Origin of the sequence: Streptomyces sp. NPDC088554, from assembly GCF_044752945.1 — a bacterium.
Taxonomy (GTDB): domain Bacteria; phylum Actinomycetota; class Actinomycetes; order Streptomycetales; family Streptomycetaceae; genus Streptomyces.
On the sequence record NZ_JBIVMF010000025.1, the window covers coordinates 39,417 to 60,743 of the forward strand.

Sequence of the window (21,327 nt, forward strand, 5' to 3'; positions counted from 1 at the left end):
CGGCAGCTCACCGCCCGCCCCGGCCCGCCCGGACCCGCCGCGCCGGAGCGGGTACGGAGCGGGCGGGCGCCCCGGCGCTCCCCGCGTGCCCCCGGGCCAGCTCCGCGTTGAACTGGGCACCGGCCAGCAGCGAGAGATTGGTGACCCAGAGCCAGACGAGGAACACGATGATCCCGGCCAGCGAACCGTAGAGCCGGTTGTACGTGCCCGCGTGCGAGGTGTAGACCGCGAACCCCGCGGACATCAGCAGCCAGAGCCCGACCGCGAGAATCCCCCCGGGCAGCGCGTTCCGCAGCCGACGCGTTGCGGGCGGGCCCGTACGGAAGACCATGAGCACCAGGACCGCCGCCAGCGCCAGCATCAGCGGCCACTTCAGCAGCGACCACACCGTCCTGACCGTGGACCCCGCGCCCAGCATCCGCCCCAGCGCGTCCGCCGCCTCACCGGTCAGCACCAGGGTCAGCGCGCTGGTCACCAGCAGCGTCAGCATCGCGCACGCGGTGAGCGCGATCCGTGGCGCGGTCCGCCACGGCGGCCGGTGGTCCACCGAGCCGTGCATCGCGTGCAGCCCCCGGCGGAACACCCCCAGATAGCTGGAGGCCGACCACAGTGCCCCGACCGTACCGAACGACACCAGCAGCCACGCCGCGGACCGCTGCTCGGCCATCTCCACCAGGGCGCTGTGCACCAGCGGCCGCGACTGCCCGGGGACGATGTCCGCCACCTGGTCGGCGAACTGCCCGCCGGACTCGGGAGCGGCGAGGCCGATGGAACAGACGGTGACCAGCAGCGCGGGGAAGATCGCGAGCACCGCGTAGTACGTCAGCGCGGCGGCCCGGTCCGTGGCGTCGTCCCGCCACAGGGCGACGAGCGTACGCCGCGACACCGCCGTCAGTCGGCTGACGACGGGCCCCGCGCCTCGCTCCGCTGCGCGGCGTCCGGATTCCTCGGCGGACAAACATGCCTCCTGTGGTCGGTTCGATCAGGCCGGTCTCAGCCTGCCCCATCCCACCACTGCCCCCGGCGCCGCGCCCCGCCGGGTGTCAGGAGACGAGGCAGGCCCTCGGGACGCCCGTGTCCTGCCCTCCCGGAGAACTGTTTGGCCATCGTCTCGTTGACCCGGTCGGGACCGCGGCGGCCGGCCCGCGCCCGACCGCGCACCGGCGCCGCCGCCCCGACCGAGCAGCGCGCGACGAGCGGAGGCCTCATGCCCGACGGAATCCAGGTCCAGCCGAGCCCCTCGAAGACCCCCGGCCCCCCGGCGGAGACCGGAGCCGCACCGCCGGGCCGGAGCCGCTCCCGGCGCCATCTCCTGCGGGCGCTCCTCACCCTCGGTACGGTCGCGGGCACCGCGGCGGCGCTGACCCCCCTGTGGCGGGCGGGCCACCCGGCAGCCGGAGGAGGGGAGCACGCGGTGGCCCCGGGACCGGGGTCCGGCGAGGGCGGGGTCCTGGAGGAGCTGTACCGGGGGCGCCATATCCGGGTCGCCCACGCCCGTACCGCCGCCGTATCGGAGCGGTTCCCTTCCCCCGCCCCGCCCGAGATCCGGATCGACGGACGGCCCCTGCACGTGATGCGGCGCGCGGACGGCAGCTATCTCAGCGCGGTCAACCACTACGAGTCGTTCCCGACCCCGCTCGAAGCGGCCCGCGCGGCGGTGGACGCCCTCGACGGCGCCCAGCTGGCACCGGCCGGACCGGTCCACCACATCTGAAACCCCCTCCGACCCCGGGAAAGGCCCCACCCGTGTACACCAGAAAGAACCAGCGCGACCTCACCGCGGCCGAGAAGCGGAGCTTCGTCAACGCCGTCCTGGAGGTCAAACGCCGTGGGGAGTACGAGGACTTCGTCCGGCTGCACACCCAGTACAACGTCTCCGACGCGGAGGGCGGCGGTCTGCGCGCCGGGCACATGGCCCCGTCGTTCCTGCCCTGGCACCGGCGGTTCCTGCTGGAGTTCGAGCGGGCGCTCCAGCGGGTGGACCCGAAGGTGTCCGTCCCGTACTGGGACTGGACGACCGACAACACGCCCGCCTCCTCGCTGTGGGCGGACGACTTCCTCGGCGGTACCGGCCGCCCCCGCGACCAGCAGGTCACGACCGGCCCCTTCGCCCACCGGACCGGCAACTGGACCATCACCAACGGGGTGAGCACGGCGCGGTACCTCACCCGCGACCTCGGCCGCCCGTCCAACCCGATCGCCTTACCCGGCAAGGACGAACTGGCCCTGGCGATGAACGATCCGGTGTACGACGCCGAGCCCTGGGACTCGACGGTCACCACCGGCTTCCGCAACCGGCTGGAGGGCTGGACGGCCGGCGGCCGGGACCGCTGGCGCAACCACAACCGCGTCCACCGCTGGGTCGGCGGCGCGATGCTGGGCGCCTCCTCCCCGAACGACCCCGTCTTCTGGCTCCACCACTCCTTCGTGGACCTGCTCTGGGACCGCTGGCAGCGGCAGCATCCGAAGGCCGGCTATCTGCCCAGGACGAAGCTGGGACCCGGCGATCCGCAGCGCGGCCGGGTCATCAGCCTGAGCGAACCCATGCCCCCGTGGAACGTCAGGCCGTCCGAACTCCTCGGCCACGCGGACCTGTACCGCTACGCCGGCTGACGGCCGCCCCGGTACGCGCGACGGCCTCCCGCGCCGAGACGCGAGAGGCCGTCACTCACCGAAACATGTGGCCCGGGGGCCGTACATCCCCGGATCCGGCGATCAGTAGCCGTAGCCACCCATGTGGTGCTCGGTGACCGAGACGTTGGCGCACGTGTTGCCGAACGCCGGGTTGAGCAGACCGATCACGTCGATCGTGTTGCCGCAGAGGTTGACCGGGATGTGCACGGGCACCTGGACAACGTTGCCGGACAGGACACCGGGCGAACCGACAGCGGCGGCGCCGGCGCCGGCGTCGGCAGCGGCCATTCCGGCGCCACCGGCCAGCACGGCGCCCGTGCCGACGAGAACAGCGGTTGCCTTCGCGATACGCGACATCAGGATTCTCCTTGAACGTTTCGAGCACAGCCGCACGATGTGCGGCCTTCACGGACGTTCAACGCCCGGACCCACACGCGGTAACGGATAACCGGCGATCCGTTTTCGATCGGCTTGATCTCCACCCGGTCAGCGCAGCACGGCGGAGGGGCGTCCGGGGCGTCGCGCGGGGCCCGGCCCAGGGCACGCGGGGTCGGCCGATCGGTGAGATGGTGGCTGCATGGCTGATCGGGGCGGACCGCCGGCCGCCGCGCCGCTGCCGGGCGACTGGCCCGCCCGTCCGGACCTGAGCCTGGCGCTCAACCGCATGGGCGGTTTCGACTGGGATCTCGGCAGCGGGCTGCTGCATCTGGACCCGGTCGCGCTCGGCCTCCTCGATCTCCGCCCCGAGGAGTACGACGGCGACCCGGCGGGCCTCGCGCCCCGGGTGCCGTTGTTCGAGGCGGCGCGGCTGAAGGCCCTGGCCGCGCGGGCGCTCAAGGGCGGCACGGCCACCGGGGGCGCGTACTTCCGCGTCCGGCGCCGGGACGGATCGCTGCGCTGGACGTACACCCAGGCCCATATCCGGCACGACCCGACGGGACGGCCGCTGCGGATCATCGGCATCGTGCGCGACGCCCGGCACGAGCTGGCCGAGGCCGCCGCCAGGAGCGACCTCGACGCGGGACGCGGCAGGCTGACCGGTGTGGTGGAGCGGACCGCCGCCCTGCTCTCCCGCGCGGCCTCGGTGGAGGACGTCCTCGATGTGCTGCGCGACGAGGAGGCGTTCGGCCACCTCGGGGCGGTGGGCGTGGTGCTGGGGGTGGTCGAGGGGGCCCGGATCAGGCTCGTCGCCGAGAGACGCGCCGGGGCGTACGTACCGGCGCTCCAGTACACCCGGGTCGCCGACGCGTACCCGATGAGCGAGGCCGTACGGACCGAGCGGCCGCTCTTCATCACCTCGCGGGACGAGTTCCGGTCGTCCTACCCGCTGCTGTGGCCCCATATCGAGCCGCTGCCGGTCTCCGCGGGCGCCTATTTCCCGCTGATCGCCCAGGCCAGGCCGATCGGGGTGCTCGGGCTGCTCTACCCGAGGCCCGGCGACATCGGCCACGAGCAGCGCGATCTGCTGCTCGCGATGGCCAGCGGGATCGCCCAGAGCCTGCAGCGGGCCATGCTCTTCGAACAGGAGCACGATCTCGCCGAGGAGCTTCAGCAGGCGATGCTGCCCCGGCGCATCCCCGAGGTCCCCGGCGCGCTGACCGCCGTACGCTACCGCTCGGCGCGGCTGGGCCGGAGCGTCGGCGGCGACTGGTACGACGTACTGCCGCTGCCCGGCGGCCGGGTGGGGCTGACGATCGGTGACGTCCAGGGCCATGACACCGACGCCGCGGTGGTGATGGGTCAGCTGCGGATGGCGCTGTGGGCCTATACCTCCGAGGGCCATCCGCCCGACACCGCGCTCGCCCGCGCCTCGCTCCTGCTGCGCGAGCTGGACACCGAACGCTTCGCTACCTGCACCTATGTGGAGGCCGACCTGAGCAGCGGGACACTGCGCATTGTGCGCGCCGGCCACCTCGACCCGCTGGTACGGCGCGTGGACGGCGGCTGCGAGTGGATCCCGGTGGCCGGCGGGCTGCCGCTCGGCCTCTCCGCCGAGTTCACCGGGCCCGGCGGGCCCGGCTATCCGGTGACCACGCAGCGGCTGGGCCCCGGCGAGACCCTGCTGCTGTGCACCGACGGGCTGGTGGAGCAGCCCGGCATCGATCTGGGGGAGAGCCTGGAGGCGCTCAGACAGAGCGTACGCACCGGCCCGGCCGCCCTGCCCGCCCTGGCCGACGCGCTGTTCGACGCGGTGGAGGACCGCACCGGCGGGGACGACCGGGCGCTGCTGCTCCTGCGCAGGGACGGGCCGTCCTGACGGCGGTGTCACCGCGTGTTCTCCCGTACGGTGCCCCTCACCCCTGGTTCATTGGTGTGCACGGCAACGCCGCGGCCCACGGAGTGCGCCGGGCGGCCCGAGCGATCACCGTTCTCCAGGAGCAGACGTGCCCCCAGCCCTCGCCAGGCGGACCGCCTTACTGTGCGCGGCCCTGACCGTCCTGACGGCGGGCGGGGCGCCACCGTCCCCCGCCACCGCCGTCCCCCGCCCCCCGCTCACCGGGGCCGCGCGCTCCGTCGCCGACGGCGACGGCATCGAGACGGCGCGCGTCTCCCGGCCGCTCGCCCCGGGCGTCCGCCTCACCTCGTACGACCGGTACGAATCCGCCACGTGGCTGCGGGTGGACAGCCTGCGGGTCGACCTCCGCGGCGGCGCGCGGGCCGACTACCTCTCCTCGGGCCGGGTCACCGACCGCCGTACGGTCTCCCAGCTCGCCGCCCGCCACGATCCGGGGCCGGGACGCCGTACCGTCGCCGCGGTCAACGCGGACTTCTTCGACCTGAACGGGACGGGCGCGCCCCTGGGACCGGGCATCGCGGACGGGACGGTCGTCCACTCCCCGCAGCCGGGCGCGCACACGGCGGCCGGTATCGGCCCCGGAGCCGCCGGACGCGTCCTGCGGCTGTACTTCGACGGTACGGTGACGCTCCCCTCGGGCCCCCGCGCGCTGGAGGCGTACAACGCGGCACGGGTCCCGCCCGACGGGATCGGCGCCTACACGGCGGGCTGGGGCGAGGCCGACCGCGCCCGCACCGTGGACCGCGCGGACCCCGTCGCCGAGGCGGCCGTACGCGACGGGCGGGTCGTCTCCGTCACCGGCCGCGCGGGCACCGGGCCCATCGGGCCGGGCACCACCGTCCTGGTCGGCAGGGAGGCGGGCGCGCGGGCGCTGGCCGCGCTGCGGCCCGGGGACCCGGTCGCCGTGGCGTTCCGGCCGCGTACCGACGGCGGACCCGTGCCGCGCACGGCGGTCGGCGGCCGGGAACTCCTCGTCGTGGACGGGGTGGCGCGCGACCACGAGGGCCGGCCCAACAACACCGCCGCGCCGCGCACCGCGATCGGCTTCTCCCGCGACGGCGCGACCATGCAGGTGATCACCGTCGACGGACGGCAGGCCGACAGCGGCGGGGTCACCCTCACCGAACTGGGCCTGATGATGCGCCGGGCCGGTGCCCACAGCGCGCTCAACCTCGACGGCGGCGGCTCCTCCACCCTGGTCGCCCGGGTGCCGGGCAGCGACGTGCTCCGGGTCGAGAACAGCCCCTCGGACGGCGCCGAGCGCCCGGTGCCGAACGGCCTGGCACTCACCGCGCCGGACGGCAGCGGACGCCTCGAAGGGTTCTGGGTCGAGACCCGCACACCCCCGGCCGTGGCCCCGGGCACGGGCCCGGTCGGCGGCGGCCGCCCCGAGCGGGTCTTTCCCGGGCTGACCCGCAGACTCACGGCGGCCGGGTACGACGAGACCTACGGCCCGGCGGCGGGCACCCCGCGCTGGACGGCGGAGCACCCCTCGGTGGGCCGGATCGACGGCCATGGCGTGTTCACCGCGCGCGCGAGCGGCGCCACGGAGGTGCGCGCCGCCCACGGCCGGGCCACCGGAGCCACCCGGCTGACGGTGGTCGGCGCGCTCACCCGGATCGCGCCGACCACCCCCTGGGTCCCGCTCGCGGACGCGACGGCGACCGGCACCTTCGGCATCGTCGGCTCCGACGCCACCGGCACCGGCGCGCCGGTCGAACCCGCGGACATCACGCTCGACTACGACCGCTCGCTCCTCGCCGTCACCGACGACGGACGGGGCTCGTTCACCGTCAGATCCCTGACGGGCGCCGGCGCCGGACACATCACGGCGGCGGCGGGCGGCGTCACGACCACGCTCGCCGTCAGCGTGGGGCTCGCCGAGCACCGGGTGTCCGGCTTCGACGACGCGGCCTCCTGGACCTTCGCCCAGGCCCGCGCGAGCGGCTCGGTCGCGGCCACCCCGGACGGCCACGAGGGCACCGGGCTCACCCTCGCGTACGACTTCACCGGCTCCACCGCCACCCGCGCGGCCTACGCCCACCCGCCGGGGCCGCTTCCGGTGCCCGGCAGGCCGCGCTCCCTCGCGCTCCGGATCAAGGGCGACGGCAGGGGCGCCCTGCCCACCCTGCAGCTGCGGGACGCGGCGGGCTCCGACCATCCGCTGCGCGGCCCGCGCCTCACCTGGACCGGCTGGCGACAGGTGACCTTCGACGTACCGGCCGGGGCGCCGACCCCGCTCACGGTGGTCCGGTTCTATCTCGCCGAGACCTCCGCCACCGCGCGTTACACCGGCGCCGTCACGATCGACGAACTGACCGCGCGGGTACCGCCCGACGTGGCACCGCCGCCGGTGGAGCCCCGGAGCGATCCGCTGATCGGCCCGGCGGCGGCCGCGGCGGGCCGGGAGTGGCGGTTCGCGGTGCTGTCCGACGCGCGGTTCGTCGCCCGGGACCCGGACAGCGCGATCGTCGCCAGGACCCGCCGCACGCTGCGGGAGATCAGGGCGGCGGGCCCGGACTTCCTGGTGATCAACGGTGATCTGGTGGACGAGGGCTCGCCCGTCGGCCTCGACCTCGCCCGGCGGCTGCTCGACGAGGAGCTGGGGGACGCGCTGCCCTGGTACTACGTACCGGGCGACCACGAGGTGAGGGGTGGCTCGATCGGCGACTTCACGGCCCGGTTCGGGTCCGCGCACCGGTCCTTCGACCACCGGGGGACCCGCTTCCTCACCCTGGACACCTCACGGCTGACCCTGCGCGGCGGCGGCTTGGCCCAGGTCCGGGCGGTACGGGACGGGCTGGACGCGGCGGCGGCCGACGACCGGGTGGGTTCGGTGCTGGTCGTCGGACATGTACCGCCGCGCGATCCGACCGTAGAGAAGGCCGGTGAGCTGACCGACCGCAAGGAGGCGGCGCTGCTGGAGGAGTGGCTCGCCGGTTTCCGCCGTACGACCGGCAAGGGCGCCGGGTTCATCGGCGCGCACGCGGGGGTCTTCGACGCCTCGCGGGTGGACGGTGTGCCGTATCTGGTCAACGGCAACGCGGGCAGGGCCCCGGCGGGCCCCGCGGCCGGGGGCGGCTTCACGGGCTGGTCGCTGATCGGTGTGGACCGGCTCTCCCGCGCGGCGTGGACGGACGCGCGCCGCCGGCCGTGGCGGGGCGGCCCCGACTGGATCTCCGTCCAGACCCGCCCGCACACCGACGCGCTGACCCTGGACGCGCCGGACACCCTGGCCCCCGGACACGCCGCCCGGGTCCGTGCCGCGGTTCTTCAGGGGACGCGGACGGTCCCGGTCGGCTTCCCGCTGAGCGCCGACTGGGCCGGGTCCCCGGGCCTGCGCATCGGGCGCGCGGCCGGTGGCGGGACCAGGCCCGTCGCGGCCTTCGACCCGGCCACCGCCACCCTCACCGCCCTGCGCCCCGGCACGGTCACCCTCGCGGTGACGGTCGGCGGGCTGACCCGGCGGGCGGAGATCCGGATCGGGGAGCCGCGCGCGCGAACGCGGGCGGCTGTCAGGGCAGTTCGAGACGTAGCGCCGTGAAGCGGGCCGTGAAGCCCGTCCCGTCGGGCGAGGCGCACATCGGCCCGGCCTGCGCCCCGACGCCCGGCGGGAAGTAGGCGAGCCGCAGCATGGTCACCGGCTCACCGCCGTCGAGGCCGTAGCGGATGGTGACGGTGTCGCCCTCGCGCGCTACCTCGACGGTCACCGGGCCGAGGGGGGTCGAGGGGTCGAGCGGGACGACGTTCCAGTCGGAGACCTCGCGGGTGACGACGGCGCTGAGCTGCGGCTGTCCGTCGACGTACTCGATCCCCGTCTTGATCCAGTTCCGCTCGTCGAGCCGCAGCAGCAGCCCCGCCTGGTCGTACTGGTCCCGGTAGGCGCCGGAGAAGGTGACGCGCAGTCGGAACGCGGCGGGCACCGGACGCAGCAGGGCGTGGCCGGTGTCCCGTACGAAGCCGTAGTGCGTGGTCGCCCAGAAGTCCGTGTCCGGCGCCGTGGTGACCTCCAGGGCGTCGTCGCCCGAGGTCAGGGCGGCGGGCGGGTTGAGCCAGGTCCAGCCGGTGAGGCCGAGACACGCCCCGCTGTCCGTGGTGGTGCCCATGGTGTTTCTCCCCCCGTCGCCCTGCTCCGCCGCCCCCAGCCTGCCACGCCGGACGGACCGAGGGGGAGGGCGCCTGATCAACGGGGGTGGGTCAGGGACGATACGCACCTCCCCGACCGGCTTCCGCCGCCCGATCCGTGGCCACGGCGCCAGCCCGGCAGCGGACCGATGACCCGGCCGGGCATGCGGTACGGTCCTGCGGGACCGCGGGCGGCCGCGTTTGCCCGGCGGGTACCGCGCGTGAGACGGTTCCGGCGATCCTCCCTCTCGGAAGGCCGTCTCATGACGCTCGGCATGGTCCTCGGTGACTTCTCGGCTCGCGCTTCGACGCGGGAGCCGTACCGGCCCTGACGCCCGACCCTGCCCCTCTCCGCAATCAGCCCTGCCCGCAGGTCGCGTCGGCTCGCTCCCTCCTCGTCGAAGTGCTCTTCGTGCCCACCGCACGCTCGATCACGAGGAGTACAAGGTGTCCGAGATCCGCTGGATCGAATCCGGAACCGAACAGTCCGCCCCCTGGCACTCCGAGAACGGAACGCCTGCGCCCCGCCGGGTCGTCATCGCCGACGACCGCACCCGGGCCGACACCGCCTACCGGCTGGCCAGTGAGGGAACCGCCCTGCTCTGGCGCGGTGACTTCCACAACGCCCGGCAACTGCTCCGGGCCATGGGCCGCCGCACCGACCGCGCGGACACCCGCCGTACCGGTCGCACCCACCGCCCGAGCGGGGCCCCCGACGAGGCCGTTCCGGCCGAGGCGTTCCACTCCTACCGCCGCGACCGTGAACGGCGCGCCCGGATCCTGGGCATGCTGCTGATGCGGCTGGAGGACGACCACACCCTGGCCCTCGGCCGCGCCCCCGACGTCCAGGAGGCGTGCGCGCAGGCGTACGGCCCGGCGGAACGCCCCCGGGTGGTCTCCCTCCGGGAGCTGCTCGGCGTCATCGGCGCCCGGCAGTGGCGGATCAGGGGCGTCGACGTCCCCGCCCTCGGCGCCCGCGTCCACGCCCACTACGGCGTGTTCTCGCCGGTCAGGGGGGAGTACGTGGATCTGGTCGCCGAGGCGCCACTGCCGGATCCGGCCGCCGGGGGCCGTCCCCGTACCGCCTTCGAGATCGGCACCGGCACCGGCGTGCTCGCCGCCGTACTGGCCCGCCGGGGCATCGAGCGGATCGTGGCCACCGACATCAGCGCGCGGGCCGTCGACTGCGCGCGCGAGAACGCCCGGCGGCTGGAGCTGGCCGACCGGATCGACATACGGCACACCGACCTGTTCCCACCGGGCCGCGCCGGGCTCGTCGTCTGCAACCCGCCGTGGCTCCCCGCCCGCCCGGCGTCCTCACTCGACCAGGGGGTGTACGACCCGGAAGGGCGTATGCTCCACGGCTTCCTGGCGGGACTGGCCGGCCATCTCGAACCGGGCGGGGAGGGCTGGCTCGTCCTGTCGGATCTCGCCGAACGCCTCGGGCTGCGCACCCGCGCGCAGTTGCTCGCCGCGTTCGGCGCGGCGGGGCTGGCCGTGGCCGCCCGGCTCGACATCAGGCCGCGCCACGGGCGCGCCACGGACCCCGGGGACCCGCTCCACACCGCCCGCGCCGCCGAGGTCACCTCGCTGTGGCGGCTGACGGTGCGCTGAGCGGGTCCGTCCACCCCTCGCCCGGGGGACCCCCGAACAGCCGAATGGGGGTCCCTTTTCCCTACGCAGGGTAGTCGCGGCACGGATTCCCGACGGTTCCCCGGATCCCGCGCCGGGCCCGTGGATCGGCCCGTCCGCCTCCGCTCCCACCTGGGTTTCCCGGGTTGCGGGGCGGTGGGCGGTCCGTGAGTGTGGGCAGCGGTTCACCGCGAACACGAATGAAGGAGAGCGCGTAGTGGCGACTCTGTGCAAACCGGCGGTCTCGGTCCCCGAGCATGTGATCACCATGGAGGACACCCTCGCTCTCGCCCGCTCGCTGCACGCGGACCATCCGCAACTGTCCCTGGCGCTGCGGCTGATCGAGAACACCGGGGTGGCCAAGCGCCATATCGTCCAGCCCATCGAGGAGACGCTCAAACACCCCGGTTTCGAGGACCGCAACGTGCTGTACGAGGCCGAGGCGAAGGCCAGGGTCCCCGAGGTCGTCCACCGGGCACTCGACCACGCCGCACTGCGCCCCGCCGACATCGACATGATCGTCTATGTCTCGTGCACCGGCTTCATGATGCCCTCGCTGACGGCCTGGATGATCAACACCATGGGCTTCCCCAGCCACACCCGCCAGCTGCCGATCGCCCAGCTCGGCTGCGCGGCGGGCGGCGCGGCCATCAACCGGGCGCATGACTTCTGCCGCTCGTATCCCGGCGCCAACGTCCTGATCGTCGCGTGCGAGTTCTGCTCGCTGTGCTACCAGCCGACCGACCTCGGCGTCGGCTCGCTGCTCTCCAACGGGCTGTTCGGGGACGCGGTCGCCGCCGCCGTCGTACGCGGCGAGGGCGGCACCGGCATCGTGCTGGAGCGCAACGGCTCCCACCTCGTGCCCGACACCACCGACTGGATCGCCTACAGCGTCCGGGCCACCGGTTTCCACTTCCTGCTGGACAAGCGTGTCCCCACCACCATGGAGCCGCTGGCACCCGCGCTGCGCACCATGGCCGACCAGCACGGCTGGGACGCCACCGGCCTCGACTTCTACATCATCCACGCGGGCGGACCGCGCATCCTGGACGACCTCAGCCGCTTCCTGGACGTGGAGCCCGAGGCGTTCCGGTTCAGCCGGGGCACCCTTACCGAGTACGGCAACATCGCCAGCGCCGTCGTCCTCGACGCCGTACGCAGGCTCTTCGAAGAAGGCGGCGTGACCGACCGCGCCCGGGGCATCATCGCCGGATTCGGCCCCGGGATCACCGCGGAGATGGCCCTGGGCAGCTGGACGGCGGCGGACGCCCCCGCCTCGTTCGCGGACCGCAGGATCATCGGATCCACCGGCCGTGGCGCCGAACCCGCGACCGAGCCGGTGAGGTGACGGTGACCCGGCTGTCCCGGGCCGAGGGACTGGTGGTGCCCCCGGGCGGCGGCACCACCATCCGTACGGCGGCCCAGCAGGTGACCTTCAAGGCCACCGGGGAGCACTCACGGGTCTCCTCCAGTTTCGAGGTCGTCGTCCCGCCGGGCTTCGACGTCGGCGCGCACCGGCACGCCCACAGCGAGGAGCTGTTCTACATCCTCGACGGCGAACTGGAGGTGCTGGCTTTCGAACCACGGGTACGCGACGGGGACTGGCGCCACTGGGAGTCCGCCTCCGGCCTGAAGACGGTACGGGCCACCCGGGGCACCGTCATCGTCGTACCACCGGGGTGTCCGCACGCGTTCGCCAACCGGGGCGACGAGCCCGCCAGGATGTTCTTCCAGTCGTCCCCGCCGTCCCGCCACGAGCGGTACTTCGAGGAACTGCTCGCCCTCCTCAAGGACGACGCCACGCCCGACCCGCGGGCCATCGCCGAACTCCGGTCCCGTTACGACATCGAGCAGCTCACCCCCCTGCGCCACGATGCCGGGACCCCGCCCGGAAAAAGCCGCGCGCCGGACCGGCCGTGACCGGCCCGTCCGGCGCGCGGTGACCCCGCCGGGGAAAGCCGCGTACGAAATCCCTAGCCGACCGGGGCGGGCGAGGCGTCGGACCGCTTGCCCCCGGCAGCAGCGCTCTCCTCGGCGAGCCGCTCCATCCCGCTGGTCGTCTTGAGCGGCTTCTCCTTGAGGAAGACCACCGCGACCACCGCGAGCGCGGCGATCGGGGTGGAGATCAGGAACAGCTCCGCGGTGGCCACCGCGTACGCGTGCTCGACGATCCCCCGCATCGGAGCGGGCAGCGTCGACATGTCCGGTACGGAGCCCTCGCCCGAGCCGCCGGAAGCGGGCCGGCCCGAACCGCCCAGGCTCTTGCTCATCTCGGAGTTCACCCGGTTGGCGAGGATCGCGCCCAGCGCGCTCACTCCGATCGTTCCGCCCATGCTGCGGAAGAACGACAGTACGGAGGTGGCCGCGCCCAGCTCCTTCGCCGGTACGTCGTTCTGCGCGACCAGGACCAGGTTCTGCATCAGCAGACCGAGGCCGATACCGAGAACGGCCATGTAGAGGCTGAGCAGCCAGAAGTTCGTACCGGCATCGATGGTGGCCAGCAGGGCCAGCCCGGCCGTCATGATCGTGGCGCCCGAGACCACATAGACCTTCCACTTGCCGGACGCACTGATCAGCTGGCCGCCGACGGTGGAGGACAGCAGCAGACCGAGGATCATCGGCATGCCCATGAGCCCGGCGACGGTCGGCGTCTTGCCGAGCGATATCTGGAAGTACTGGGAGAGGAAGACGGTGCCGCCGTACATGGCCACACCGACCAGCAGACTGGCGGTCGTGGTCAGCGTGACGGTGCGGTTGCGGAAGATGGACAGCGGGATGATCGGTTCGGGGACCCGGGACTCCACGAAGACCGCGGCCACCAGCAGGGCGACCCCGCCGCCGGTCAGGGCGAAGGTCTGCCAGGAGACCCAGTCGAAGTCGTTGCCTGCCAGCGAGGTCCAGATGAGCAGCGCGCAGACGCCCGCGACGATCAGGAAGGCGCCCAGGTAGTCGATCTTCACCTCACGGCGCTCCGTGGGCAGCCGCAGTGTGCGCTGGAGCATCAGGATCGCGACCAGCGCGAAGGGCACACCGATGAAGAAGCACCAGCGCCAGCCCAGCCAGGGGGTGTCCACCATGACACCGCCGACCAGCGGCCCGGCGATCGTACCGATGGCGAAGACCGCGCCGAAGATACCGGCGTACCTGCCCAGCCGCCGGGGCGGGATGATGGCCGCCATGATGATCTGCGCGAGGGCCGTCAGACCACCCGCGCCGATCCCCTGGACGACCCGGCTGAAGATGAGCAGGCCGATGCCCTGGGAGAAGCCCGCGAGCAGCGATCCGACGATGAACAGCGCGAGCGAGAGCTGGAGCAGCAGCTTCTTGCTGTAGAGGTCGGACAGTTTGCCCCACAGCGGCACGGTCGCCGTCATGGCGAGCAGCTCGGAGGTGACCACCCAGGTGTACGAGGACTGGCTGCCGTGGAGGTCGGTGATGATGCGGGGAAGCGCGTTGCCCACCACCGTACCGGCCAGGATGGCGACGAACATCCCGGCCATCAGCCCGGACATCGCCTGGAGGATCTGACGATTTGTCATGGAGGTCGGCGACTGTTCGGTCGCCTCTGCTGTGCTCACGGTGTCCTTCGGGATCATGGGAGGGAAAGGGGGGTGACGGGGGCTGTCCGGTCATCGGCCGACGGCGGGGGTGGAAGCCCGGCGGCGAGATGGGCGAAGAGGCGCCGGAAGATGTCGGGGAACGGGACGGACCGGTCCCGGGAGAACCAGTGCTCGACGCAGACCCGTACGGCGGTCATGGCGACGGCGGCGAGCAGCCGCGGGTAGAGATCGAGGGCCGAGGTGTCGGGGCCGCCCTCGCAGGGGCCGCGCCCCGGCACCCCCGGTGTTCCGGGGACGGCCGGTGTGGCGCCGATCCGCTCGGCGATGGCGTTGGCGAGCAGGATCTCCTCGGCCGTGTGCACCCCCAGGCCGCGCATCAGCAGATGCGGGGAGCGCTGGTGCACCTTGGCCCGCAGATGCCAGATCTCCTGCTGCTCCTCGACGTCTGCCAGCTCGGCGGCGAGCGCGTCGCGCACGGCTTCGAGCGGGGTCAGTCCGGCCGGGGCCTCGCGCACGGCCCGCCGTATCCGCTCCCCGCTCCCTGTGTGGGCCATGACGAACGCGTCGTCGTGGCAGTCGAAGTAGTTGAAGAAGGTACGGGGGGAGACCCCGGCGGCCTCGCTGATCGCCTCGACGGTCACGTTCTCCGCTCCGTGCTCGGCGGCCAGCCGCACCGCCGCTTCCGCGAGAGCCGCGCGGGTGGCCTGCTTCTTGCGCTCACGGAGTCCGGGCGCGCTTCCTTCGTTCCTCATATCTTGCAGAGTATGCAAAAGTGCAGAATCCGCAAAATTATTTTCCGGCGGACACGGACGGGCCCGTAGCATGATCGGCATGGAACAGCGTGAGATGAGCAGGGCGGGACGGGCCGTATCCGCCGTCGGACTGGGAACATGGCAGCTCGGCGCGGACTGGGGCGAGGTGGCCGAATCCGACGCCTTCGCGGTCCTGGACGCGGCGGTCGAGTCGGGCGTCACCTTCTTCGACACGGCGGATGTCTACGGGGACGGCCGCAGTGAACGGCTCATCGGCCGCTATCTGAAGGACCGTCCGGACGCCGGGGTGTTCGTCGCGACGAAGATGGGCCGGCGCGCGGAGCAGGTCCCGGAGAACTACACGCTGGACAACTTCCGGGCCTGGAACGACCGTTCCCGCGCCCATCTCGGCGTGGACACCCTCGACCTCGTACAACTGCACTGCCCTCCCACGCCGGTCCACTCGTCCGACGAGGTGTACGACGCGCTGGACACCCTGGTCGCCGAGGAGCGGATCGCCGCGTACGGGGTGAGCGTGGAGAGCTGCGCCGAGGCGCTCACCGCCCTCGCCCGCCCCGGTGTCGTGAGCGTGCAGATCATCCTCAACCCGTTCCGTACGAAGCCGCTGGAGGAGGTTCTGCCGGCCGCCCGCGCGGCGGGGGTCGGCATCATCGCGCGGGTCCCGCTCGCCTCGGGGCTGCTGTCCGGGGCGTACACCGAGGACACGGTCTTCGCCGCCGACGATCACCGTACGTACAACCGGCACGGGGAGGCGTTCGACCAGGGCGAGACCTTCTCGGGGGTCGATTACCGGACAGGTGTGGCGGCCGCCGTCGCGTTCGCCGGGCTGGCGCCCGAGGGGGCGACCCCGGCGCAGACCGCGCTGCGCTGGATCCTCCAGCAGCCGGGCGTCAGCAGCGTCATCCCCGGCGCGCGCTCCGTCGGGCAGGTCCGCGCCAACGCCGCCGCCGCGGGCCTCCCGCCGCTGTCGCCGCCGGTCCTGGACGCGGTGCGGGAGCTGTACGACAGCAGGCTGCGGGCCTCGGTCCATCCCCGCTGGTAGCGGCCACGGGCGGGCGGAAACCGGGGGCCGGGGCGACGGGGGAGGGCGCTCCGATCGGGGGGCGCGGACGGAAGAGTTGGTCGTTTCTGTGGCTGTATCGCGTCGCGCCATGTAGCGTCTTGATCAGCTGTCGTGGTTCCGAAGTACCGCTCGCCCGTGACGTGCCGTCACGGGCGTTTGTGCTGTTCAGCGTCTCTGCGGACCAGGGCGATCACCTCCGGTGCCCGCAACCGTGCGGGTGCCTTGTGTCCCTTGAACGGAGATTCGGCATGTCCAGTGGAACAGTGAAGTGGTTCAACTCGGAAAAGGGCTTCGGCTTCATCGCGCAGGACGGCGGTGGCCCGGATGTGTTCGCGCACTACTCGAACATCAACGCCCAGGGGTTCCGCGAGCTGGCCGAGGGCCAGAAGGTCACCTTCGACGTCACCCAGGGCCAGAAGGGCCCGCAGGCGGAGAACATCGTCCCCTCCTGAGTACGGGTGTCCGGCGCGGCCGGACGTGAGTGCTCGCCAGGGCGCCGTCCCGGTGGACCAGCGGTCCACCGGGACGGCGCCCTTCGCGCTGTCCGTCAGGCCGCGCTCTCCCGCTCGCGCGGGGCGGCGCCGAGGAGGCTCTCGGGCAGGGCGAGGTTCCAGCCGGTGATCACCGGGCGGCCGTGCTCGGTGCCCAGCCGGGAGAGGGTGCCGGTGGCGAGCTGGAACAGCGATCCGGCGGCCGGGGCCAGCCCGAGATAGCGCGCGGTCAGCACCCGCAGGAAGTGGCCGTGCGAGACCAGCGCGACATCGTCGTCGCCCGACCGCAGCGCCTCCAGCGCCTCCACGAGCACCCGGTCGGCGCGGTGCCCGACCTCGGCGGGGCTCTCCCCGGGCTCCTCGGCGGTGCCGGGGGTGACCCCGTCGGTCCACAGATCCCAGTCGGGGCGGGTGCGGTGGATCTCGGCGGTCGTGATGCCCTCGTACCCTCCGTAGTTCCATTCGCGCAGATCGGGCAGGGTCCGGAGCCGGTCCAGACCGGCCAGCTCGGCGGTACGGCGTGCGCGGGCCAGCGGGCTGACGAGGGTGAGGCCGATCCGGCGTCCGCGCAGCAGCGGCGCCAGGGACCGGGCCTGGCTCTCGCCCCGCTCGGTCATCGGCAGGTCGGTGTAGCTGGTGTGCTGCCCGGACAGGGACCAGGCGGTCTCTCCGTGCCGTACCAGGATCAGTTCACCCATCGGGGCCGCCCACTTTCCGTACTCCGCTCCACCACCGCGGCCGTTCCCGGGTGGTCCGGGCCCCCGGCCCGAACCCGGGCCGGTGCCCGGAGGGGAGAACCCGCCGGACCCCGGGCGCATTCCACGGGCAACGCCGGTGGGAGGCCCGGCGCTTCCAGTGTCCCCCGCCGGGGCGCCCGGCACCTGGGGAACGCGCGCGGCGTGCGCCCGCGCGCGCCGCACGGACGGCTCACGGGCCGGGGGCCACCAGGGAGCCGTCCCATATCGACGCGGTGGTCTCCGGGACGCGCCGCGCGCCACCGTCGCCCACTGGCCGGCGCTCCTGAGCGCGGGGACGCGGAAGTACGGGACGCCGCGGCCGCCCGCCGCCCTCGGCGGGACCGCGCTCCCGGACACCGGCGGGGAGGCGGTCCTGCGGGCCGGGTCGGCCGGGCGGCCCCGGGCCCGCGCCGGTCTGGACGCCTGCTTCGCCCGCCGCGAGGAGATCGGCGGGGACCATGTCCTCCGTACGCGGCGCTCACCCCACTCTCCCGGCCGGATTGCTCACCGCCGCCCGGTTGATCCGTCTCGCGGGACGGCTGGGGCATCCCCGGCCTGATCCTGTCGACACTCCGGGTGCGGGCAGCGCGATCGCGGACCGCTTCGCAGCGATGGCCGCGGCCCGGGTGCCGGTCACCACCCTGCTGATCGGCGAGGGCGGATCCGGCGGGGCGCTCGCGCTGTCCGCGCCCGGCAACATGGGGGCCACACCGGACAGTTACTTCTCCGTCATCGTGTCCGAACTCGCCACGGATCTCCTGAGGAGACCCGCGTCCGAGACCCGCGCGACCGCAGATCCTGCGGCTGCGCCCGCAGGATCTGGTGGAGTTCGGTGTCGTACGGGGAATGGCCGGGGCGCAGGAAGCAGAATTCTCAGATCCCTCTCACCAGCTTTTCAGACAAGATGCTTAGGCTGAGGGTCGTGACGCATACGACTCCGCCCGGCTGGCATCCCGACCCGGGTCACACAGGTGACGGTCCCCGGCAGGAACGATGGTGGGACGGTTCCGCCTGGACCGAAGAGCTGCGTGCCGCGCCGCCCGGTGAGTGGGCACCGCCCGGCGCGCCGCCCTACCCCGCCGCACCACCACGCCCCCCGGCCCGTGGCACGGGCCGGAAGGTCCTCCTCGGTGTCACCGCCGGGGTGGTGGCGCTGGCCCTCTCGGGCGGCTTCTACCTGCTCGGACGCGACAGCGGCGGCAGCGGCCCGGCGGACCGGGCGGGCGCCGGACCCGGCACGTCGGCGGCCCCCTCCGTCCCCGACGGCCCGCAGAACAGGGGCGGCCCGGGCGGCGGCAGCGGGGGAGGGGACGGCGGGTCCGCCGACCCCCGGCAGCCGCAGAGCGAGGCCGGCTATGCCACCGACGCGGCCAGCGGCATCAGCATTCCCGTACCGGACGGCTGGACCGGCCAGTCGGGCACCCTCGGCGCCGGAGTGACCACCGGGAAGTACACCTGTCCGGGCGGCGCCTCCGCCGACTGCGTACGCGGCGGGGTGTTCTCCGCGCCCGCCGTCGCGCTCAAGCTCACCGCCACCACGGCCAAGGAGTCCGCCGAGAAGGACATCCGGGCCAATGCCGAGGAGTCCTACGGCAGCGAGTCCTACGGCGCGATCTCCTCGCACGAGGAGCTCAAGTCCGAAGCCGTCACGGTGGCCGGACAGAAGGGCTACCTGGTCCGCTGGAAGGTCGTCACCAGCAAGGGCGACGACGGCTATGTGCAGTCCCTCGTCTTCCCCTCGCCCCGCACCTCCGGCATGCTCGTCGTCGTACGGTCCGGCTTCGACATCAACGACAAGGCCCCCAAGCTCTCCGTGATGGACACGATCACCCGGGGAATCAAGGCCGCCGCCGGCACCTCCGGCGCGGGCCGGGGCGTCTGACCTCCGCGGCCCCTGCTCCCGGCGCCGGGCTTCCGTGTATCTCGACTGCCACCGGCCGCACCGGCTGGTGGCAGCTTTCTTTTCCTGCGGCGACCGTTGGGTACGGCCTACGGCTGGTGCGTGTGAGACCGCCATGACGCCCCCGGTCGGGAGCGTCGATCAGGCTCACGTCTCCGGTTTCGCCGCTTCCGGACTTCCCGTGGCGTGATCCGCCGGGCCCGCCGCCGGGAGGGGCTCCGACCGGCCGACTGCCCGTACACTCCCCTCATGGGTTCCACACGTGCGATGAGGGAGTGCCGGCGACCGGCCCCTCGCGCGCTGTGTCCGGCCGCCGCCCGTTCGGCGGCCCCGGACCGGGGACCGGTGTCCGCGCCGGAGGCCGGCTGCCGCGCCCTGCACGGCCACGGCTAGCACCCTTCGCTCTCCCTCCGGGCCCACCGCGCTCCCCGTCCGTACCACCGCTTCCTCCGCAGCGCCTTCCCGCCGCCGTGTGATCCGACGCCCCTCCGGGCCGGTCCGCGGCACCGCTCGCGTACCTCCCCCACCCCTTACGCGACGCCACGGCGCGCTGTCGGTGCCTCTTCGGTGACCGGCGCGGACCGCCGGGGCGCCGCGGGCCTTCGAGAGGACCCCTGTGAAGTTGAGCGAGCTGCTCGCCGGGCACGACCACGAGACCCTGCGGGGAGATCCGGGAACGGAGATCACCGCGGGCACCTGCTTCGACGCGCACCGGGTCTCCCCGGGATCGCTGTTCATCGCCGTACCCGGCCATCGCGAGGGCGGGCCCGAGTCCATCGGCCCGGCGCTCGCGCGCGGCGCGGTGGCGGTGCTCGTCGACGGCGGGGCACCGGACCTGTCCGCGTCGGTGTGGGCGGACACGGACGTGTGTGTGGTCCGGGTACGGGACACCCGCAGGACCGCCGCCGTCGTCGCCGCCCGCTACCACGGCGAACCGGGGCGCGCGATGGACATGGTCGCCGTCACCGGTACCAACGGCAAGACCTCGGTGTCGTACATGGTCGAGTCCGTGCTGCGGCTCGCCGAGGGCGTGAGCGTCGGGGTCATCGGGACGGCGGGCAGCCGGATCGGCGACGAGCTGATCCCCATGCCGAGGTCGGTCCTGACCACCCCCGAGGCGCCGGATTTCCAGTATCTGCTGGGCCGTATGCGCGACCGCGAGGTCGCCACCGTCGTCCTGGAGGCCACCTCCATGGGGCTGCTGCACCACCGGGTGGACCAGGCCCACATCGATGTGGGGATCTTCACCAATCTGACCCAGGACCACCTGGACGACCACGGCACCATGGAGAACTACCGGGACGCCAAACTACGGCTGTTCCAGGGGCTGTGCGAGCGCGCGGTGGTCAACGCCGACGATCCGGTGGGCGCCGGGATCGGGGTGCTGATGCCCGGGGCCGTGACTACGTACGCGCTGGACACGGAGGCGGACTACCGGGCGACGGATCTGACCATGGACGCGTTCGGCACCCGCTTCACCCTGCACCACGAGGGGCGCAAGTATCCGGCGGCCATCCCCGTGCCCGGCCGCTTCTCGGTGGCCAACGCCCTGGCCACCGTGGCCGCCTGCCATCTGCTCGGACACGATCTGCTCGGACTGATCGGCGCGCTCGACCGGATGCCGCCGGTCCCGGGCCGGTTCGAACGCTTCGAGACCCCCGGCGGTACCTCCGTCATCGTCGACTACGCGCACTCGCCGGACTCGCTGGAGAAGGTGCTCACCACCATCCGCGACTTCGCCCGGGGCCGGATCATCACCGTCTTCGGCTGCGGCGGCGACCGCGACATCACCAAGCGGGCGCGGATGGGCGAGATCGCCGGAACCCACTCCGACCTGTCCGTCCTGACCTCGGACAACCCGCGCGATGAGGACCCCGGCACGATCATGGACCAGATCACCCCGGGGCTGGCTGCCACCGGCGGTGCGTTCGAGCGGATCGCCGACCGCCGCGAGGCGATCGGGTTCGCGCTGGAGCGGGCGGGCCGCGAGGACATCGTCCTGATCGCGGGCAAGGGCAGCGAGCCGTACCAGATCGTCGGTGAACGGCTGATCCCGTTCAGCGACATGGCGACCGTACGCGAACTCGCCCTGTAGCGGCCGCGCGTACGGTCGGGC

At 73.3% G+C, this 21,327-nt stretch carries 19 protein-coding genes; 12 read left to right on the forward strand and 7 right to left on the reverse strand.

The genetic code is table 11. The annotated features are described in order from the left end of the window. Window positions 1-7 precede the first annotated feature (7 nt). Window positions 8-958, reverse strand: a complete 951-nt coding sequence (locus ACIP8W_RS25695) for a YihY/virulence factor BrkB family protein (RefSeq protein ID WP_401957357.1) — start codon at window positions 956-958, stop codon at window positions 8-10. 249 nt (window positions 959-1,207) lie between these two features. Between ACIP8W_RS25695 and ACIP8W_RS25700 the strand changes: the two genes are divergently transcribed. Then, window positions 1,208-1,714, forward strand: coding sequence for a tyrosinase family oxidase copper chaperone (locus ACIP8W_RS25700; protein ID WP_401957355.1), 507 nt, complete (start codon window positions 1,208-1,210; stop codon window positions 1,712-1,714). Window positions 1,715-1,746: 32 nt separating this feature from the next. Then, entirely contained in the window at window positions 1,747-2,613 is an 867-nt protein-coding gene (locus ACIP8W_RS25705; protein ID WP_401957354.1) for a tyrosinase family protein, read from the forward strand. A gap of 102 nt (window positions 2,614-2,715) precedes the next feature. On the opposite strand, the gene ACIP8W_RS25710 is transcribed toward ACIP8W_RS25705, so the two are convergent. Beyond that, the gene (locus tag ACIP8W_RS25710; RefSeq protein WP_401957352.1) at window positions 2,716-2,991 is read right to left on the reverse strand and encodes a chaplin; all 276 of its coding nucleotides are present in this window, start codon (window positions 2,989-2,991) and stop codon (window positions 2,716-2,718) included. A gap of 220 nt (window positions 2,992-3,211) precedes the next feature. Between ACIP8W_RS25710 and ACIP8W_RS25715 the strand changes: the two genes are divergently transcribed. Further along, window positions 3,212-4,891: a SpoIIE family protein phosphatase gene (locus tag ACIP8W_RS25715; RefSeq protein WP_401957350.1), complete on the forward strand. Its 1,680-nt coding sequence runs from the start codon at window positions 3,212-3,214 to the stop codon at window positions 4,889-4,891. Window positions 4,892-5,018: 127 nt separating this feature from the next. Continuing rightward, window positions 5,019-8,474, forward strand: a complete 3,456-nt coding sequence (locus ACIP8W_RS25720) for a phosphodiester glycosidase family protein (protein WP_402204783.1) — start codon at window positions 5,019-5,021, stop codon at window positions 8,472-8,474. On the opposite strand, the gene ACIP8W_RS25725 is transcribed toward ACIP8W_RS25720, so the two are convergent. Next, the gene (locus tag ACIP8W_RS25725) at window positions 8,446-9,036 is read right to left on the reverse strand and encodes a DUF1349 domain-containing protein (RefSeq protein ID WP_402204785.1); all 591 of its coding nucleotides are present in this window, start codon (window positions 9,034-9,036) and stop codon (window positions 8,446-8,448) included. The two genes, ACIP8W_RS25720 and ACIP8W_RS25725, sit on opposite strands and share 29 nt — an antisense overlap. A 466-nt stretch (window positions 9,037-9,502) precedes the next feature. Between ACIP8W_RS25725 and ACIP8W_RS25730 the strand changes: the two genes are divergently transcribed. From ACIP8W_RS25730 to ACIP8W_RS25740, 3 genes are all read left to right on the forward strand, one after another. Continuing rightward, entirely contained in the window at window positions 9,503-10,669 is a 1,167-nt protein-coding gene (locus ACIP8W_RS25730; protein ID WP_402204787.1) for a methyltransferase, read from the forward strand. A gap of 124 nt (window positions 10,670-10,793) precedes the next feature. Beyond that, the gene (locus ACIP8W_RS25735) at window positions 10,794-12,035 is read left to right on the forward strand and encodes a type III polyketide synthase (protein WP_402151187.1); all 1,242 of its coding nucleotides are present in this window, start codon (window positions 10,794-10,796) and stop codon (window positions 12,033-12,035) included. A gap of 11 nt (window positions 12,036-12,046) precedes the next feature. Further along, the gene (locus ACIP8W_RS25740; RefSeq protein WP_401957408.1) at window positions 12,047-12,607 is read left to right on the forward strand and encodes a cupin domain-containing protein; all 561 of its coding nucleotides are present in this window, start codon (window positions 12,047-12,049) and stop codon (window positions 12,605-12,607) included. A gap of 53 nt (window positions 12,608-12,660) precedes the next feature. Here ACIP8W_RS25740 and ACIP8W_RS25745 read toward each other — a convergent pair whose 3' ends face one another. Both ACIP8W_RS25745 and ACIP8W_RS25750 read right to left on the reverse strand, forming a co-directional pair. After that, complete coding sequence (locus tag ACIP8W_RS25745; protein ID WP_401957406.1) at window positions 12,661-14,226, reverse strand: MDR family MFS transporter; 1,566 nt, start codon at window positions 14,224-14,226, stop codon at window positions 12,661-12,663. Between the two features lie 53 nt (window positions 14,227-14,279). Further along, window positions 14,280-14,999, reverse strand: a complete 720-nt coding sequence (locus ACIP8W_RS25750; protein ID WP_402151173.1) for a TetR/AcrR family transcriptional regulator — start codon at window positions 14,997-14,999, stop codon at window positions 14,280-14,282. A gap of 70 nt (window positions 15,000-15,069) precedes the next feature. Here ACIP8W_RS25750 and ACIP8W_RS25755 point away from each other — a divergent pair, with 70 nt between their 5' ends. Further along, window positions 15,070-16,062 carry an aldo/keto reductase gene (locus ACIP8W_RS25755; RefSeq protein WP_402151176.1) on the forward strand — a complete coding sequence of 331 codons (993 nt, stop codon included), beginning with the start codon at window positions 15,070-15,072 and terminating at the stop codon, window positions 16,060-16,062. Between the two features lie 269 nt (window positions 16,063-16,331). Beyond that, window positions 16,332-16,535 carry a cold-shock protein gene (locus ACIP8W_RS25760; RefSeq protein ID WP_402151179.1) on the forward strand — a complete coding sequence of 68 codons (204 nt, stop codon included), beginning with the start codon at window positions 16,332-16,334 and terminating at the stop codon, window positions 16,533-16,535. Between the two features lie 95 nt (window positions 16,536-16,630). On the opposite strand, the gene ACIP8W_RS25765 is transcribed toward ACIP8W_RS25760, so the two are convergent. Together ACIP8W_RS25765 and ACIP8W_RS25770 are read right to left on the reverse strand one after the other, a co-directional pair. Next, complete coding sequence (locus tag ACIP8W_RS25765) at window positions 16,631-17,272, reverse strand: histidine phosphatase family protein (RefSeq protein WP_401957334.1); 642 nt, start codon at window positions 17,270-17,272, stop codon at window positions 16,631-16,633. Window positions 17,273-17,501: 229 nt separating this feature from the next. After that, entirely contained in the window at window positions 17,502-17,771 is a 270-nt protein-coding gene (locus tag ACIP8W_RS25770; RefSeq protein WP_402151182.1) for a hypothetical protein, read from the reverse strand. Here ACIP8W_RS25770 and ACIP8W_RS25775 point away from each other — a divergent pair. The 3 genes from ACIP8W_RS25775 to ACIP8W_RS25785 all read left to right on the forward strand — a co-directional run bounded on the left by ACIP8W_RS25775 (window position 17,770) and on the right by ACIP8W_RS25785 (window position 21,306). Continuing rightward, window positions 17,770-18,228 carry a hypothetical protein gene (locus ACIP8W_RS25775; protein ID WP_402151184.1) on the forward strand — a complete coding sequence of 153 codons (459 nt, stop codon included), beginning with the start codon at window positions 17,770-17,772 and terminating at the stop codon, window positions 18,226-18,228. The two genes, ACIP8W_RS25770 and ACIP8W_RS25775, sit on opposite strands and share 2 nt — an antisense overlap. A 5-nt stretch (window positions 18,229-18,233) precedes the next feature. Next, on the forward strand, window positions 18,234-19,193 hold the full coding sequence (locus tag ACIP8W_RS25780; RefSeq protein WP_401957330.1) for a DUF2510 domain-containing protein: 960 nt from the start codon (window positions 18,234-18,236) through the stop codon (window positions 19,191-19,193). A 634-nt stretch (window positions 19,194-19,827) separates the two neighbouring features. After that, a complete protein-coding gene (locus ACIP8W_RS25785) occupies window positions 19,828-21,306 on the forward strand; it encodes a UDP-N-acetylmuramoyl-L-alanyl-D-glutamate--2,6-diaminopimelate ligase (RefSeq protein WP_402153473.1) in 1,479 nt (492 codons plus the stop codon). The last annotated feature ends 21 nt before the right edge of the window (window positions 21,307-21,327 follow it).

Bases quoted from the DNA above. Each gene is read 5' to 3' on its own strand.
- ACIP8W_RS25700 (WP_401957355.1), top strand. From the start codon at position 1,208: ATGCCCGACGGAATCCAGGTCCAGCCGAGCCCCTCGAAGACCCCCGGC.
- ACIP8W_RS25710 (WP_401957352.1), bottom strand. From the start codon at position 2,991: ATGTCGCGTATCGCGAAGGCAACCGCTGTTCTCGTCGGCACGGGCGCC.
- ACIP8W_RS25715 (WP_401957350.1), top strand. From the start codon at position 3,212: ATGGCTGATCGGGGCGGACCGCCGGCCGCCGCGCCGCTGCCGGGCGAC.
- ACIP8W_RS25725 (WP_402204785.1), bottom strand. From the start codon at position 9,036: ATGGGCACCACCACGGACAGCGGGGCGTGTCTCGGCCTCACCGGCTGG.
- ACIP8W_RS25745 (WP_401957406.1), bottom strand. From the start codon at position 14,226: ATGACAAATCGTCAGATCCTCCAGGCGATGTCCGGGCTGATGGCCGGG.
- ACIP8W_RS25750 (WP_402151173.1), bottom strand. From the start codon at position 14,999: ATGAGGAACGAAGGAAGCGCGCCCGGACTCCGTGAGCGCAAGAAGCAG.
- ACIP8W_RS25755 (WP_402151176.1), top strand. From the start codon at position 15,070: ATGATCGGCATGGAACAGCGTGAGATGAGCAGGGCGGGACGGGCCGTA.
- ACIP8W_RS25760 (WP_402151179.1), top strand. From the start codon at position 16,332: ATGTCCAGTGGAACAGTGAAGTGGTTCAACTCGGAAAAGGGCTTCGGC.
- ACIP8W_RS25765 (WP_401957334.1), bottom strand. From the start codon at position 17,272: ATGGGTGAACTGATCCTGGTACGGCACGGAGAGACCGCCTGGTCCCTG.
- ACIP8W_RS25775 (WP_402151184.1), top strand. From the start codon at position 17,770: ATGTCCTCCGTACGCGGCGCTCACCCCACTCTCCCGGCCGGATTGCTC.
- ACIP8W_RS25770 (WP_402151182.1), bottom strand. From the start codon at position 17,771: ATGGTCCCCGCCGATCTCCTCGCGGCGGGCGAAGCAGGCGTCCAGACC.